This is a genomic window from Variovorax brevis, from assembly GCF_030317105.1.
In the GTDB taxonomy this organism is placed as follows: Bacteria; Pseudomonadota; Gammaproteobacteria; order Burkholderiales; family Burkholderiaceae_C; genus Variovorax; species Variovorax brevis.
In genome coordinates this window covers 122,519-137,794 of record NZ_JASZYG010000005.1, presented here as the reverse complement: position 1 = coordinate 137,794, position 15,276 = coordinate 122,519, and the positions used below count along the sequence as shown (strand labels likewise).

Genomic DNA, 15,276 nt, shown 5'->3' with positions numbered 1-15,276 from the left:
GCATGCATGCAAGAAGACAGCCTCGGCAATCCGCTGCAACTGACCGACGCCACCAGCCTCGATGCGGTCAATGACTTCGTCGAGGGCTTCATCTCGTGCGAGGCGCGCGCCCTCAACATCCTGAGCGCGGCCGATGACCCGAGCCCCATCGTGCAGGCCTACTGCGCCACGCTGCACCTGTTCGCGGAATCGCGCGACGCCGTGGCGAACGCGCGCCCTTTCCTGCGGCGCGCGCAAGAAGGCGCTGCGACGGCCACGCCGCGAGAACAACGCTACATCGCCGCGATCGGCGCGTGGGCCGACGGCGACATCACGCGCGCCATTGCGCTGCACCACGAACAGGCGCGCGAGCATCCGCGCGACCTCGCCTCGCTCAAGCTCGGCCAGTACCACGCCTTCAACACGGGCGATTGCCCCGGCATGCTGCGCCTCGCGCTGGCAGCCTTGCCGGCAGCGGGCGACGTGCCGTACCTGCACGGCATGGCCGCCTTCGGTTATGAGCAATGCCACCTGATGCGCGAAGCCGAATCGGCGGCGCGCCGCGCCATCGCCATGCGCCGCAAGGAGCCGTGGGCGCACCACGCGCTGGGCCACGTGATGCTCACCGAAGGGCGGCTGTCTGAAGGACTCGACTTCATGCAGGAGGCGAGCGACACATGGGTCGGGCTCAACTCTTTCATGGTCACCCACAACTGGTGGCATGTGGCGCTGTTCCTGATCGATCTGGGCCGCGAAGCCGAAGCGCTCGCGGTGTACGATCAGCAGGTGTGGGGCGTCGAAAAGGCGTACTCGCAGGACCAGATCGGCGCCGTCTCCCTGTTGGCGCGCTTCGAATTGGCCAGCATCGACGTGGGTGATCGCTGGACCGACGTCGCGAGCTATCTCGTGGCGCGGCTCGACGATCACGTGCTGCCTTTTCTCGACCTGCAATACCTGTACGGACTGGCGCGCGCAGGTCGGCCCGAAGCAGACCTTCTGCTGCAGAACATCGAGCGATTCGCACCCACGGCCCCACCCTCCGTGCGCGCTGCGTGGGAGCGCGTCTGCGTGCCTGCGTCGCGCGGACTGCTGGCGCACGCGCGCGGCGATTTCGCCGGCGCCCTCGAAGGGCTCGGCACCGCCCTGCCGCGTTTGATGGAAATCGGGGGCAGCCACGCGCAGCGCGACCTGTTCGAGCAGGCCTACCTCGACGCCTTGGTGCGAAGCGGCACCGAGGCCACGCTGACGAGTGCGCAAGGCATCCTGCAACGCCAGCTCAACGGACAGCCGCAGTCGCAAAGGCTGCGGCGCCAGACCTCGGCCGTCTACGCAGCGCTGGCGCTGCCTTCCACCATCTAGAACGCCGTCAAGCGCCTTCCTCGGCCTTGCTCGCCACGTAGCGCTTCTGGTCGTAGGTCGGCTGTGCCGGCAGATCGGCCAGATGGCGCGTGTCCGCCCATTCGACGATGTCGATCTTCGTCATGTCCGCGGTATCGCCGATGCGGATGCGGTTGTAGCCGGCATTGGGGATCTCGCTTTGCCGCGGGCCGTTCAGGCCGATGCCGCGCGCCGTGCGCCACACCATGTCGAGTGCACCGCCGTGCGTGAACACCAGCACCGTCTGCCCGGCGTGCGCCGCGACGATGTCCGTCAGCGCCGCAAGAATGCGCGTGTGGAACTGCCGCGCCGACTCGCCGTCAGGCATGGCGTTGTCTTCCTGGAACTTGAGCCAGTCTTCCCACGCGCGCGGGTGTTGCGCCTGGATTTCGTCCGCCCGCATGCCCTCGACCACGCCGAAGTGCTGCTCGCGCAACGCCGCCGTCGTCACGATGGGCAGCGACAGTTGCAGCGACGTGGGCGCGGCGGTTTGCTGGCAGCGCATGAGGTCGCTGCACACCAGATGCTGCGCGCTGACGCCCGCCATGCGCAGCCCGAGCCGCCGGGCCTGCTCGTGGCCGATGTCGTTGAGAGGAACGTCGACGTGGCCCTGGAATCGCAGTTCGCGATTCCAGTCGGTCTCGCCGTGGCGAATCAGGATGAGGTCAGTTGGCATCTTCATTGACATTGTCCACACTTCGGTGAACACCGGACCCTGAGGATGCCGCTTTTACAAGACGTGGCCGTGTCAGGCCCCGCGACTGTGGCTGGAACTACACGTCGATGGCGACCTCGGCCTCCACTTCCACCGGAATGTCGAAGGGCAGTTCCGCCATGCCCACCGCGCTGCGCGCATGGGCCGCGATCTCCGGCCCGAAGACGTCGATGATGAGGTCGGAAAAGCCGTTGATGACGCTGGGCTGCTTGTTGAAGCCCGGCGCCGAATTGACCATGCCGAACACGCGCGTCCACGCGGTGACGCGGTCCAGGTCGCCCAGCGCGCGCTGCAGGCTGCCCAGCGCGGCGAGCGCCGTGAGGCGGGCGGCTGCATAGCCCTGCTCCACCGTCAGTTCGCGGCCCACTTTTCCAAGGGGCGCGGCCAGGCTGCCGTCCGGATTCGTCGGGCCATGCCCGGAGACAAAGACGCGCGAGCCCACGATGTGGACGAAGCGGAAAGGCAGCACCACCCCGGCCGGCGCCTTGACCGCTGCCGGAAGCGCCAGTCCCAGTGCAGCGAGCCGTGCTTCTATTCTTGCCATGGTCTCATCCGTCCTTTCATGTCGGGGCTTTTGTGGGTGCCTTTGCGCGCTTTGCAGCCGCCTTGGCAAGAATCTGCCCTTGCCGGAACCGGACGATCTGCTCGATCAGGTCCAGCGGCATCGGCTGGTTCAGCGGAAAGCGAAGGTTGCCTTTCTCGCCGGCAAAGGGCGCCACGGACTGCTCCAGTTGCGCGTCGCCCCGCACCGGCGGATACACGCCAATGTGGTTCTTGAACGCGGCAAAGTAAATCAGCACGCCGCCCCTGAGCTTGAACGCGGGGATCTGGTAGCTGATGGCCTCCTGCGCGTCCGGCGCGCAGCGGTGCACCAGCCGGCGAATGTCCTGGAGAACCGCCTGCACCTCGGGCGAGAAGGCCGAGATGTAGTCGTCCATGCTGTCGGAGGTGGGCCGCGTCGTCGACATGCTATTCCAGCGTGAAGGTGGTCTTGAGCGGCAGCACCGTGTTGCGCACCTTGTCGCGCAGCGACACCTTGACCGTCCACGTGCCTACCGGATCTCCGGCCTCGGTGACGACATCGACCACCGGCCCCGCCAGGTACATCTTGTGCGCGCCGGACTCGATCGTGCCCTTGAAGCAAACGGCGTCGGCGCGGCGAAACGCGCTCGTGCCATCCGGCTTGGCGATGTCGAAGTCGCAAGCCAGGTCGGCACGGCCTTCGCCGTTCAGCTTGGGATTGGCAAAGAACACCAGCACATGCGCCTGCTGGCCCTTGGCGACCTTTTTGGCTTCCCTGAAGCTGGGGCCCAGCACCGAAGGCGTTTCCCATTTCTCGCGCCAATCACGATCCGGCGTGACAACCAGCCAACCCGCCAGCCCGCCGACGGAGCGCCGGGATTCGGTGTCCGGCACCGGATTGCCATAACGGTCCTTCCAAGGCGCCTCGTCCTGTGCCAGTGCAGCAAGCGAGGTGACCAAGCCGAGGAGAAAGAGGGCAAGAACTCTCATTGCTGCACTCCCATCGGTTGAACGGTCAGCCAGCGTGCTTCCCGTTGAACGATGCATTGTCGAAGGGATCGGCGGCCGGCTGCAAGCCTCAGCCGCCGGGTGAATCAGGGTTGTGGCACGCCACGCAGAGCTTGTTGCCATCGGGATCGCGGAAGTAAGCGCCGTAATAATTGGCGTGGTATTGCGGGCGCAGGGCCGGCGCACCCTCATCCATGCCGCCGTGTGCCAGCGCCGTTCGATAAGCGGCGCGGACGCCTTCCCTGCTGCCCGCAAGAAACGCGACCATCTGGCCATTGCCTGGATGATGCGGATGACCATCGAACGGGTGGCAAATCACGAACAGAGGACGCGTACCACCTTCACAGTGCCAGCCGGCCCACGGCCTGTCCCGTTCGAAGAATCGAAGCTCGACGCCCAGGCTGCGCATCAACGGCGCATAAAACCAGAATGCCCTGTCGAAATCGCCGACGCTGACAAAGATGTGGGAGAACACCGTGCGCTTCCTGTTTCTTGTTCTGGACGAACGGTATATCCGATGGGTTCAGCGCTTCATGATGCAAAGGCAGGGCGCAAGCCAATGCCCCGCGGTGAGCAGCGAGAACTGCGCGATTCGAAGATCACGGCGGCGTTGTCCACCAATCGCCAGAACGAACACATGGTTTATCCAGTCAACGCGAGCAGGGCAGAGGGGTGGCGATACTGCGATCCATGCCTTGCACTGTCAAAACGAATGTGTAACGTAAAAGCAGAGCCGAAGCGCCTTGCGCATGCGCGTTCAAAGCATCGAAAAAGATGAGGTCTCGCGAGGCAAATCCAGCGAATACGTGAGTGTGAAGTGACAAGGCTCTTTCAATGCCCGCCGCTGCGGACATCAGTTGCCCTTTGCACCCAAAAAATCTGAAAGAGTTGACGCGCGCTCCTTCGGGCGGATGGGCCTTCAAACTGCCAATGTGCCCTTCACTGCTGCGGGAAAAATACAAATGAACTGTCTTTCACACAGTCCGGTGACATTTGTTGTCCAAATCTTCGGACGGGCGTGCAGGGCACCGGGGCGGCGCTTTGGCTACCGGCTTGTTGGCGCGTCTTTAAGAAAAAGCCAAATCAATTCGTAAAAGAAATCCGTAGCCGCAAGAGTTCGTGCGTGCGGCAAAAGAATTGAGCAAACCATCCAAACGCAATTTCCGGCGGGCCGCACCGTGCGCTCCTCCTCGCATTGCCCATCGTCTCGAAAACCAGAACGAGCGCAATTCAAGACAAGCCATTGCGGCCTTATCCGACACCGCCCATGGCTGATCTCAGGCACGCTCAACAAGGTTTGCTTACTCAACTGCTCCATGAACACCCCCAAAACGATAGACCAGCAAGACTTCCAGCGCCTGCTGAGCCGCAACCTGACGCTTCCGCTGATAGGGGGCGTGGTGGGTGCGGTGGTGTTCGTCGCACTCATTGTTTATTTGCTCTCCGTCATCGGCTGGGTCGAACACACCGACCGCGTCACACGCAACGCCAGTGAGGTCCAGCGCCGCTTGATCGACATGGAAACCGGCATGCGTGGCTTCGTCATCACGGGCGACGAAACATTTCTGGAACCTTACGAGAGCGCGCTTCCGCGCATCGGCAGCGAACTGGTCAAGCTCCGCGAACTGGTCGCCGACAACCCGCAGCAGGTCGATCGCATCGGCCGGATCATTTCGATCCAGAGCGCATGGAACGAATTCGCACGCGAAGTCATCGCCAAGCGGCGCGCGGGCGACAGTGCCAACGAATCCATTCGCCTGGGCCGGGGCAAACGGCTGACCGATGAAATGCGCGAGGAGTTCACCGCCTTCGTCAACAGGGAGCAGGCGCTGCGCTTCGAGCGCAACAACACGGCCAACCGCACCGCCATGTGGATCGTCGGGCTGTTCGTGCTCTTCACGGTCGTGAGCACGGCCCTGCTGGCCTTCTTCGGTAGACGCCAGTTGTTGCGCCTGTCGCAAAGCTATGACGTGGTGCTCAAGGAGCAGTCCGCGCATGCCGAGTTGCTGCAGAAGCAGGCGTGGCTGCGCGGCGGACAGTCCGAACTGGTGGCGGACCTGGTGGGCGAACTCAGCGCCAGCGAGATGGGCCGCAAGGCGCTCGCCTTCTTCTCTCGCCAGCTGGGCAGCCAGGTCGGCGCGCTGTACGTGCGCGAGCGTGACGGCTCGCTGCGCCGGGCGGCCAGCTATGGTTTTTCGAGCGAAGCCGAGGCGCAGTCGCAGATCTTTGCGCCCACCGGCAACCTCGTGGGACAAACTGCAGCCGAGAAGCGGATGATGCTGGTCGACCCGCTCGCCAGCGACTATCTCAAGGTCAACACCGGCCTGGGCCAGATGGCGCCCACTGCGGCCGTGCTGCTGCCCGTCGCCAACGACGGCATCGTCAACGGCGTGGTCGAACTGGGCCTGGCCCGTGCGCCGGACGAACGCACGACGGAGTTGCTGAACCTCGTCGCCAACAACATCGGCAGCTCCATTGCCGCGGCGCGCTATCGCGAACAGCTGCAGAACGCACTGGCCGAGACGCAGCAGCTCAACGAGGAACTGCAGGTGCAGCAGGAGGAACTGCGCACCGCCAACGAAGAACTCGAAGAACAGTCGCGTGCGCTGCGTGCCTCGCAGGCCACGCTGGAGAACCAGCAGGCCGAACTCGAGCAAACCAACACCCAGCTTTCCGAGCGCACCGAAGCGCTCGACCATCGCAACGCCGCACTGCGCCGCGCGCAGGCCGACCTCGAGGATCGCGCCATCGAACTGCAACGCGCCAGCCGCTACAAGTCGGAGTTCCTGGCGAACATGTCGCACGAGTTGCGCACGCCGCTCAACAGCGCGCTCATCCTCTCAAAGCTGCTGGCGGACAACGCGCGTGGCAATCTGGATGAGGAGCAGGTCAAGTTCGCGGAGTCGATCTATTCGTCGGGAAACGACCTGCTGGTGCTCATCAACGACATCCTCGACATCTCGAAGGTCGAGGCCGGCAAGCTGGAACTCGTGGCCGAAGACGTCGCCATCGCCAGGATCGCCGACAACGCACAAGCCACCTTCGGACCGCAAGCCGCGCAGAAGGGGCTGGACTTGCGCGTCGAGGTCAAGGCCGACGCACCGACGACGCTGGTCACCGACCGGCAACGCGTGGAGCAGGTGCTCAAGAACCTGTTGTCCAACGCGCTCAAGTTCACCGAGCATGGCGAGATCACGCTCACCGTTTCGGGCACGCAGGGCGGTGGCGCCAGCTTTGCCGTGAGCGACTCCGGCATCGGCATTCCCGGTGACCAGCAGGAGGTGATCTTCGAAGCATTCCGCCAGGCCGATGGCACCACCAGCCGGCGCTATGGCGGCACGGGGCTGGGCCTGTCGATTTCGCGCGACCTCACGCATCTGCTGGGCGGCACGCTCAGCGTCAACAGCGTCGCGGGCAAGGGCAGCACCTTCACGCTGACGCTGCCGGCCGATCTGCCGACGGCCTCGAATGGCGGACAAGGCCTGATCGCGCCCACGCCCGTGCAGGCACGCAGCGCTGCGCCAGTTGCGCTGCCGCCGCATCACCCGCCTGCCCCGACACCACCCGCCACACCCATCTTCGCCGACGACCGCACGCTGCCGCGCGACGCGACGCGGCGTGTGCTGGTGATCGAGGACGAGCCCCAGTTCGCCCACATCCTGTATGACCTGTCGCACGAACTCGGCTACCGCTGCCTCGTGGCGCAAGGCGCCCGCGACGGCTTCGAAATGGCCCTGAACTACCTGCCCGACGCCATCCTGCTGGACATGCGCCTGCCCGACGGCCCCGGCATCGGCGTGCTGCAGCGCCTGAAAGATGAGCCGCGCACGCGCCACATCCCCGTGCACGTGGTGTCGGCGCACGACAACCCCGAAGCTGCCCTGCACATGGGCGCCATCGGCTATGCGCGCAAGCCCACCACGCGCGACCAGTTGCGCGACGTCTTCCGCAAGCTCGAAGACAAGCTCACGCAGAAGGTCAAGGCGGTGCTGGTGGTGGAAGACGATCAGCTGCAGCGTGAAAGCGTCATGAAGCTCATCGCCGACGACGACATCATCATCACCGCCGTCGAGTCGGGCGAAGAGGCGCTGGCCCTGCTGCGCAGCCGCGTGTTCGACTGCATGATCACCGACCTGCGCCTGCCGGACATGCAGGGCAGCGAGTTGCTCAAGCGCATGGCGACGGAAGAAATCGTGTCCTTTCCGCCCGTCATCGTCTACACCGGCCGCAACCTCACGCGTGACGAAGAGGCCGAGTTGCTTCGCTATTCGCGCTCCATCATCATCAAGGGCGCGCGCTCGCCCGAACGGCTGCTCGACGAAGTCACGCTCTTCCTGCACAAGGTCGAATCCGACCTGTCGAGCGAACGGCAGACGATGCTGAAGACGGCTCGCGGACGCGACCGCGTGTTCGAAGGCCGCCGCATCCTGCTGGTGGACGACGACGTGCGCAATATCTTCGCGCTCACCAGCGCACTGGAGCAGCGCGGCGCCCTGGTCGAAATCGGCCGCAACGGGCGCGAGGCACTCGAGAAGCTCGACCGGGTCGAGGACATCGACCTTGTGCTGATGGACGTGATGATGCCGGAGATGGATGGCCTCGAAGCCACGCGCCGCCTGCGGCAAGACGCGCGCTTCGAAAAGCTGCCCGTCATCGCCGTCACCGCCAAGGCGATGAAGGACGACCAGGAGCAATGCCTTGCAGCCGGCGCGAGCGACTACCTGGCCAAGCCGGTCGACCTCGACCGCCTGTTCTCGCTGCTGCGCGTGTGGATGCCGATGATGGAGCGGCTGTGAGAGAGGCGTCCTCCCCGCTGCCACCCGTGCCCTCGGGCGAACCTCCGAGCAACACCGACATCGAGCTACGGCTGCTGATGGAGGCGATCTACCTCAAGTACAGCTACGACTTTCGCGACTACACCGGGGCATCGCAAAAGCGCCGCGTGCTGCACGCGCTGTCGCAACTGCACCTTCCCAACATCTCCGTGCTGCAGGAGCGCGTGCTGCGCGACCCGGCGCTGTTCAGCAGCCTGCTGCAGTACCTGACGATTCCGGTGAGCGAGATGTTTCGGGATCCGGCCTACTTCCTGGCGCTGCGCAAGCAGGTGGTGCCGCTGCTGCACACCTACCCCTCGGTCACGGTGTGGGTGGCCGGCTGCAGCACCGGCGAAGAGGTGTATTCGCTGGCCATCCTGCTGCACGAAGAGGGCCTGCTCAAGCGAACGCGCATCTACGCGACCGACATCAACCCCGAGTCGCTGGCCAAGGCGCGGCAGGGCATCTTTCCGATGGAGGCGGTGCGCAACTACACCGCCAACTACCAGCGTGCGGGCGGCGTGCGGGCGTTCTCGGACTACTACACCGCCGCCTACGACGCCGCGCGCTTCGACCCCGCGCTGTGCGCCGACGTGATCTTTGCGGATCACAGCCTGGCCACCGACAGCGTGTTTGCCGAGACGCAGTTCGTCTCGTGCCGCAACGTGCTCATCTACTTCAACCGGGCGTTGCAAGACAGGGCGCTGGGGCTCTTCCACGAATCGCTGTCGCATCGCGGCTTCCTGGGGCTGGGCACCAAGGAGAGCATCGATTTTTCGGGCTACGCCAACCGCTTCGACGTGATGTCGCGCGCCGAGCGCATCTTCCGCAAAGCCTCATGACGTCTTTCATTGAACGCCTGGGCCATCGCACCACCGCGCTCGTTGTCGTCGGCGCATCGGCCGGCGGCGTGGATGCGCTCTCGCTGCTGTTCGAGGACCTGCCCGCGTGCTGGCGCCTGCCCATCGTGGTGGTGCTGCACCTTCCGGAGGGGCACGAGAGCCGCCTGCCGGGGGTCTTTGCAGATCGGCTGCCGCTGCCTGCACGCGAGGCACAGGACAAGGCCTTCGTGGAAGCGGGCACGCTGTACTTCGCGCCGCCGGGCTATCACCTGTCGGTGGAGCGCGACCGCAGCTTTTCGCTGAGCTGCGAGCCCCCCGTGCGCTATTCACGGCCGTCGATCGACGTGCTGATGGCCTCGGCCGCCGATGCCTACGGCCCTGAACTCGCGGGCCTGCTGCTCACGGGCGCCAACGACGACGGCGCCGAAGGCATGTTGCGCATTCACGCTGCAGGCGGGCTCACGGCCGTGCAGGACCCTCAGCACGCCCACGTGCCCATCATGCCGCTCGCGGCCATGGCGCTTCACACCCCCGATTTCGTTTTGCCTCTGCGCGAACTGCGCGAACTGCTGCTGGACCTGGATACCGACCATGCCCATTGATGTCGAAAGCAAGCTGCTGATCGTCGATGACCTGCCCGAGAACCTGCTCGCGCTGGAGGCCCTGATTCGCGGGCACTCGCGCCCGGTGTTCAAGGCGCGCTCTGCCGAAGAGGCACTTGACCTGATGCTGGCACACGAATTCGCGCTCGCCATCCTGGACGTGCAGATGCCGGGCATGAACGGCTTCGAGCTGGCCGAGCTGATGCGCGGCACTGAGCGCACGCGGCACATCCCCATCATCTTCGTGAGCGCCGCGGGCCGCGAGATGAACTACGCCTTCAAGGGCTATGAAAGCGGTGCGGTCGACTTCCTGCAGAAGCCGCTGGACGCGCACGTGGTGGCAAGCAAGGTCAACGTGTTCGTCGAACTGCACCGGCACCGCAAGGCGCTCGGCCGCGAGGTGGAGGCACTGGCCACGCTGCACCGGCAGCAGGAGGCGCTGGTGCAGCAACTGCAGAACGCGCAGCGCGAACTGGAGCGCGCGGTGCGCATGCGCGACGATTTCATGTCGATGGTGTCGCACGAACTGCGCACGCCGCTCAACACGCTGTATCTGGAAACGCAGGTGCGCAAGCTCCACCTTGGCAAGGGCAACACCACCCACTTCGCGCCAGAGCGCCTGCCCGCCATGATCGACCGCGACCAGCGGCAGATCCAGAACATGGTGCGCCTCATCGACGACATGCTGGACGTGACGCGCATGCGCAGCGGCTCGCTGTCCATCCAGCCCAAGCCGGTCGACCTCTCGGCGCTGGCCCGCGGCGTGGTCGAGAACCTCGCGCAGCAAGCCGAAGCCGCGGGTTCGGCCATCAGCCTGAGCGCACCGGCGCCCGTGCGCGGCATCTGGGACGAGTTCCGCATCGAACAGGTGCTGACCAACCTGCTGACCAATGCCCTGCGCTACGGTGGCGGCAAGCCCGTGGAGGTGCGCGTGGGCACATCGGGCAGCTGGGGCTACATGGCGGTGCGTGACCACGGCATGGGCATCGCGGCACGGGACCAGGAGCGCATCTTCGAGCAGTTCGAGCGCACCGATGACAGCCGCAAGCGCGCGCCCGGGCTGGGGCTGGGCCTGTACATCACGCGCCAGATCGTGCTGGCCCACGGGGGGCGCATCGAGGTGGAAAGCGCGCCGGGACTGGGCGCTGCGTTTCGTGTGGAACTGCCGATGCCGGGTGCACCACAGTAGCCCCTCTCCTACAAGTTGACGCGTTACGTACGCGCACAATTAACATTTTTGGACAGTTGGAGATTGTGTTGAACGTGCTCATCGTCGACGACAACGAGGCCGCAGCCGATCTTTTGCAGGAGCTCCTGGTCCTGCAAGACCATACCGCCCGCTGCACGTACACCGGACAACAGGCGCTCGACGCCGCCGCCGAGGAACGCTTCGACGTGGCGCTGGTCGACCTGACCCTTCCCGACTTTTCGGGAACGGTGGTGGCGCAGCGACTGCGTGCCGACGGCCGTGCCGAATCCATGCTGATCGTGGCTGTCACCGGCCATGCCGCCAGCGAGACCGGCGGCATGCCGGGCCTGTTCGACCATCACCTGCAAAAGCCCATCGACTTCAGCGCGCTGGACCGCATCCTGGCCTCCGCGCACGCGGGCTGACTCTCGCTCGCTCTCCGGGGTACGGCTGATCCCGCTCCCTCTCCCGCCGGGAGAGGGTTGGGGTGAGGGCATGCGGCGGTCGAGAGGTCGCTGCCGCTTGGTTGGGCCCGGCGCCCCTCACCCGACCTCTCCCCGGAGGGGGGAGGAGAAGGAGCCCGACCTCTCCCGGGGGAGAGAGATGAGGCCGCAGGCGACGGGAGAAAAACACGCTGAAAGGTCATCCACCGGCGCCCGTGCGGCAGTACCATCCCCTGCCCTCCAACAGCGGCGAAAAGGAAGACTCCTATGGAAGCGTTCCTCGGACAGATTCAGCTCTTTGCCTTCAACTTCGCCCCCCAGAACTGGAAGCTCTGCGACGGGTCGCTGCTCCAGATCAGCCAGGCCACGGCCCTCTTTTCACTGCTCGGCACGACCTATGGCGGCGATGGAAAAACCACTTTCGCCATTCCCAACCTGCAGGGCAAGGAGCCGATACCAGGCGCCATCTATTGCATCTGCGTGAATGGCATCTATCCGCCGAGGCCGTAACCTCGTCGGTCAGGAGCGCGGCAGGACGATCGGGAGCATGGCCTTGAAGGTCGTGCCGGACTCTGCCGATGAACTGGCCTGCAACTGCCCGCCGTGCGCGGCGGCAATCTGTGCGCAGATGTAGAGCCCCAGGCCCAAGCCTCCACCCGGCTTGCTCGCAACTGGGCGCCAATACGGCTCGAAGACACGCGGAAGGTTTTCCGGCTCGATCGGGTCGCCTTCATTGGTGACGGCAATCACCAGCGAGTCGCCTTCGATCGTGGCGCTGACGATGACGGGCCTGTCGCCCGCGCCGTAGGTCAGAGCGTTGCCCAGCAGGTTCGACAGCAGTTGCTGCACGCGCCCGCGATCGCAGCGAACCGGCCGGTCGACCGAGATCGCGTCGACCACGGTTCGATCGGGATGGGACTCGTGCAGTTCCGCCACCACGTCGCGCAGCGCCTCGGCCAGGTCCGGGACTTCTTTCGCCTCCAGCCCCATGCCGGCGCCCAGGCGCCCCCGGGCAAAGTCCAGCACGTCGTCGATCAGGCGGGACATGCGGCGCGTCGTGGTGCGCAGGCGCTCGCCGACCGACACGATCTTTGGATCGGTGCTGCCGCGCACCAGCGTCTCTGCCGCCGCGCCCACCGCCGCCAGCGGATTGCGCAGGTCATGCCCCAGCACGGCGATGAACTGTTCACGCAACTCGGCGTTGGCTCGCTCGCTGGCCAGGGCCTCTTCGACCACGCTCTGGTGGTCTTCGCTTTCGAGCTGCAACGCGATGAGGTCGGCAAAGACCTTGAACATGGTGACCGTACGCGCGTCCGAAACAACCCGCGGCCGGGGATCGATCGCGCACAGGTTGCCAAAGTAGCCGCCATCAGGCCGCACGATGGGCACCGAGATGTAGCTTTCGATCTTGTAGAGCCGCGGCGTATGGTGGTTGAAGTACACCGGGTCCTGGCTGGCATGGTCGATGACCACGGGCTGGCGGGCCGCCCGCGCCTCGCGGCACAGGGTGGTGCGCACGTCGAGCTGCCCGCCGGGGAGCAGGCCGAAGTGAATGTCGTCCTGCACCGCACAGGCCGTCCACGTGCCATCGGTGACGCGGGCCACCGCTGCAAAGCCCATGCCCGTGTTCTGGCAAATGAGCTTGAGCAGCGAAGGCACCGCGCTGATGCGCCCGACCACCGCCACGTCGTGGGCGATGTCTTCAGGCTTGTCGCTGTTGGCGTGGTCGGTCAATGGGCGAATGGGGGTTCAGGCAGGAGACTTGTCCGCGTCGCCGCTGCCAAAAGCCCGCCGGATGTCCTCCAGCGCGGCCTGCGCGAACGCGATGGCCGATTCCAGGTCGGGTGCGCCCGCGATGGGCTGCCCGGCGGGCGGCGCCATCACGAAGGCAAGCCGCTCGCAGGCGGCCTCCCACTTCAAACTGGCTTTGATCTGCTCGGGAGTTTTGTCCATAGGCCTGGTCATCGCTGCAGCTTTGTCGATCTCATCCTACCCTGAAGGTTCCTGAGCGCCCACTGACCCGGGTCAACGGCGCGTTAGTCTGAAACTACCAGAAAGTCAACCGCGTCTCGTTCTCAAAGCACCCTATGGCCCTCGCAGTTTTTTTGGTGGAAGACAACCCCCGCATCCGGGAGAACCTGATCCCGGCGTTGGCCGATTTGGGCTCCGCCAGCGTCATGGCCACGGCCGAATCCGAGCAGGAGGCGATCGGCTGGCTCGCCAGGCACAAGGGCCAATGGGACTTGGCGGTGGTCGACTTCATCCTCAAGGAAGGAACGGGTCTGGGCGTCGTCAAATGGTGCGACGGCCGCGAGCCCAACCAGCGCGTGGTGGTGCTGACCAATTACCCCACCCAGGCCACGCGCACCGCGTGCATGGAGGCCGGGGCCGACGCCCTCTTCGACAAGTCGACCCAGCTCGACGAGTTTTTCGACTATTGCCTGGACACCGATCGGGCCTGAGTGCGAGGCGGGCGCAAAAAAACCCGACGCGACTTTCGCCGCACCGGGTCAGGTTGACAAAACGTGCGTCGCGACTAGTCGTGCCGCAGCTTTGCCACAGTCTCCCGCGTCACCGATGGCGGCTGGCCGCCGAACCGGACGCGCAGGTAGTTGGTCAGATCCGCAATCTCGACGTCGCTCAGCTTGTTGGCGAAGCCGGGCATTTCCTCCATGCGCTCAAGGCCCGGGAATTTCTGCGTCGGGATGCCGTCGATGATCGACACCACCAGGTTTCGCGGATCGCCCAGTCGCAGCGTCGAGTTGCCTGCCATCGGAATCGCGACGTGGCCCTTGCCCTCGCCATTCACCGCATGGCAACCCGCGCAGACGTTCAGGTAGGTCTGGCGACCGGCCGCAAACTTCTGGTCGGCGCCGGGATCTTCCACCGGGGCCTGCGGCGCCAGGGGCTTGTCCCCTGTCATGAAGGTCACCATCGCCTTGCTGTCAGCGTCCGTCAGGTGCTGGGTGCTCAGGTCGATCACCGTGTGCATTTCGCCCCAGGCGGAGCCTTGGGGAGAGATGCCCGTCTTCATGAAGGTCTCGATGTCGCGCGCCGTCCACCCACGCTCGGCCAGGCCCTTGGGCGTGATGTCAGGCGCCAGCCAGCGTCCGATTTGCGCGCCCTGCCACTGCAGCCCCAGGTCCATCTGACCCATGAAGCCGCGCGGCGTATGGCATTCCGCACAATGGCCCAGCACATTGGCGACGTAGCGCCCACGCGTCCACTCCGCTGATGTGCCTTGCGACGCGGCGGGCAGTTCGTCCTTCAGGAACAGCGCCTTCCAGAACCAGACGCCAAAGCGCACGTTGTACGGGAAGTGCAGATCGGCAGCCTTGTTGGGCTGCGCCACGGCCGGCTGCTGCATCAGGTAGTCGTAGACGGCATCGACGTCTTCACGCGGCATGGCGCGATACGACGCATAGGGCATCGCCGGGTAGAGCTGCTTGCCGCCCGGCGAAGTGCCGTCGTGCATCGCCTTGTAGAAGTCGTCCTTGCTCCAGCGGCCGATGCCATGTTCGGGGTCGGGCGTGATGTTGCTGCCATAGAGCGACCCGAAAGGCGACTCCAGGGGATGGCCGCCCGCATAGGGCGCGCCACCCGGTGCCGTGTGGCAGGCTGCGCAGTCGGCCGCCTTGGCGAGGTACTTGCCGCGGGCGATCTGGTCGTCGCTGGCTTTCACCGGCTTGCCGTCGCCCGTCGGGCCACCGCAGGCGGCCACGACCAGGCCGACGCCCGCCACGGCGAGCAGCCGTGCCAGGGATGCGTAGAGGGGATGCTTCATG

15 protein-coding genes and 1 pseudogene are annotated in these 15,276 nt (G+C 65.3%); 8 read left to right on the top strand and 8 right to left on the bottom strand.

Features of this window, described 5'->3' with window-relative positions; translation table 11 throughout:
* Positions 1-6 precede the first annotated feature (6 nt).
* Entirely contained in the window at positions 7-1,338 is a 1,332-nt protein-coding gene (locus QTI66_RS17095; protein ID WP_286561026.1) for a tetratricopeptide repeat protein, read from the top strand.
* 7 nt (positions 1,339-1,345) lie between these two features.
* Here QTI66_RS17095 and QTI66_RS17090 read toward each other — a convergent pair whose 3' ends face one another.
* The 5 genes from QTI66_RS17090 to QTI66_RS17070 form a co-directional block, all read right to left on the bottom strand.
* Positions 1,346-2,038 carry a histidine phosphatase family protein gene (locus QTI66_RS17090; protein WP_286561025.1) on the bottom strand — a complete coding sequence of 231 codons (693 nt, stop codon included), beginning with the start codon at positions 2,036-2,038 and terminating at the stop codon, positions 1,346-1,348.
* 91 nt (positions 2,039-2,129) lie between these two features.
* Positions 2,130-2,615, bottom strand: a complete 486-nt coding sequence (locus QTI66_RS17085) for a RidA family protein (RefSeq protein WP_286561024.1) — start codon at positions 2,613-2,615, stop codon at positions 2,130-2,132.
* Between the two features lie 16 nt (positions 2,616-2,631).
* Positions 2,632-3,039, bottom strand: coding sequence for an iron chaperone (locus QTI66_RS17080; RefSeq protein WP_286561023.1), 408 nt, complete (start codon positions 3,037-3,039; stop codon positions 2,632-2,634).
* 1 nt (position 3,040) lies between these two features.
* Positions 3,041-3,583: a hypothetical protein gene (locus QTI66_RS17075; protein WP_286561022.1), complete on the bottom strand. Its 543-nt coding sequence runs from the start codon at positions 3,581-3,583 to the stop codon at positions 3,041-3,043.
* A gap of 88 nt (positions 3,584-3,671) precedes the next feature.
* Positions 3,672-4,076 carry a VOC family protein gene (locus QTI66_RS17070; RefSeq protein ID WP_286561021.1) on the bottom strand — a complete coding sequence of 135 codons (405 nt, stop codon included), beginning with the start codon at positions 4,074-4,076 and terminating at the stop codon, positions 3,672-3,674.
* Between the two features lie 841 nt (positions 4,077-4,917).
* Between QTI66_RS17070 and QTI66_RS17065 the strand changes: the two genes are divergently transcribed.
* The 6 genes and pseudogenes from QTI66_RS17065 to QTI66_RS17040 form a co-directional block, all read left to right on the top strand.
* The gene (locus QTI66_RS17065; protein WP_286561020.1) at positions 4,918-8,397 is read left to right on the top strand and encodes a response regulator; all 3,480 of its coding nucleotides are present in this window, start codon (positions 4,918-4,920) and stop codon (positions 8,395-8,397) included.
* Positions 8,394-9,257: a CheR family methyltransferase gene (locus tag QTI66_RS17060; RefSeq protein ID WP_353506201.1), complete on the top strand. Its 864-nt coding sequence runs from the start codon at positions 8,394-8,396 to the stop codon at positions 9,255-9,257. Before QTI66_RS17065 ends, QTI66_RS17060 begins: the two co-directional genes overlap by 4 nt.
* A complete protein-coding gene (locus tag QTI66_RS17055) occupies positions 9,254-9,859 on the top strand; it encodes a chemotaxis protein CheB (protein ID WP_286561019.1) in 606 nt (201 codons plus the stop codon). Before QTI66_RS17060 ends, QTI66_RS17055 begins: the two co-directional genes overlap by 4 nt.
* Entirely contained in the window at positions 9,849-11,048 is a 1,200-nt protein-coding gene (locus QTI66_RS17050; RefSeq protein WP_286561018.1) for a hybrid sensor histidine kinase/response regulator, read from the top strand. Before QTI66_RS17055 ends, QTI66_RS17050 begins: the two co-directional genes overlap by 11 nt.
* A gap of 65 nt (positions 11,049-11,113) precedes the next feature.
* A complete protein-coding gene (locus QTI66_RS17045) occupies positions 11,114-11,473 on the top strand; it encodes a response regulator (RefSeq protein ID WP_286561017.1) in 360 nt (119 codons plus the stop codon).
* A 285-nt stretch (positions 11,474-11,758) separates the two neighbouring features.
* Positions 11,759-11,947: pseudogene (locus QTI66_RS17040) on the top strand (phage tail protein); the annotation flags it as partial.
* A 63-nt stretch (positions 11,948-12,010) separates the two neighbouring features.
* On the opposite strand, the gene QTI66_RS17035 reads toward QTI66_RS17040, so the two are convergent.
* Complete coding sequence (locus QTI66_RS17035; RefSeq protein ID WP_286561016.1) at positions 12,011-13,225, bottom strand: GAF domain-containing sensor histidine kinase; 1,215 nt, start codon at positions 13,223-13,225, stop codon at positions 12,011-12,013.
* Between the two features lie 15 nt (positions 13,226-13,240).
* Entirely contained in the window at positions 13,241-13,444 is a 204-nt protein-coding gene (locus tag QTI66_RS17030) for a hypothetical protein (RefSeq protein WP_286561015.1), read from the bottom strand.
* 134 nt (positions 13,445-13,578) lie between these two features.
* Between QTI66_RS17030 and QTI66_RS17025 the strand changes: the two genes are divergently transcribed.
* Positions 13,579-13,953 carry a response regulator gene (locus QTI66_RS17025; protein ID WP_286561014.1) on the top strand — a complete coding sequence of 125 codons (375 nt, stop codon included), beginning with the start codon at positions 13,579-13,581 and terminating at the stop codon, positions 13,951-13,953.
* Between the two features lie 74 nt (positions 13,954-14,027).
* Here the strand turns inward: QTI66_RS17025 and QTI66_RS17020 are convergent, their stop codons facing one another.
* Entirely contained in the window at positions 14,028-15,275 is a 1,248-nt protein-coding gene (locus tag QTI66_RS17020; RefSeq protein ID WP_286561013.1) for a c-type cytochrome, read from the bottom strand.
* Position 15,276: the final 1 nt, after the last annotated feature.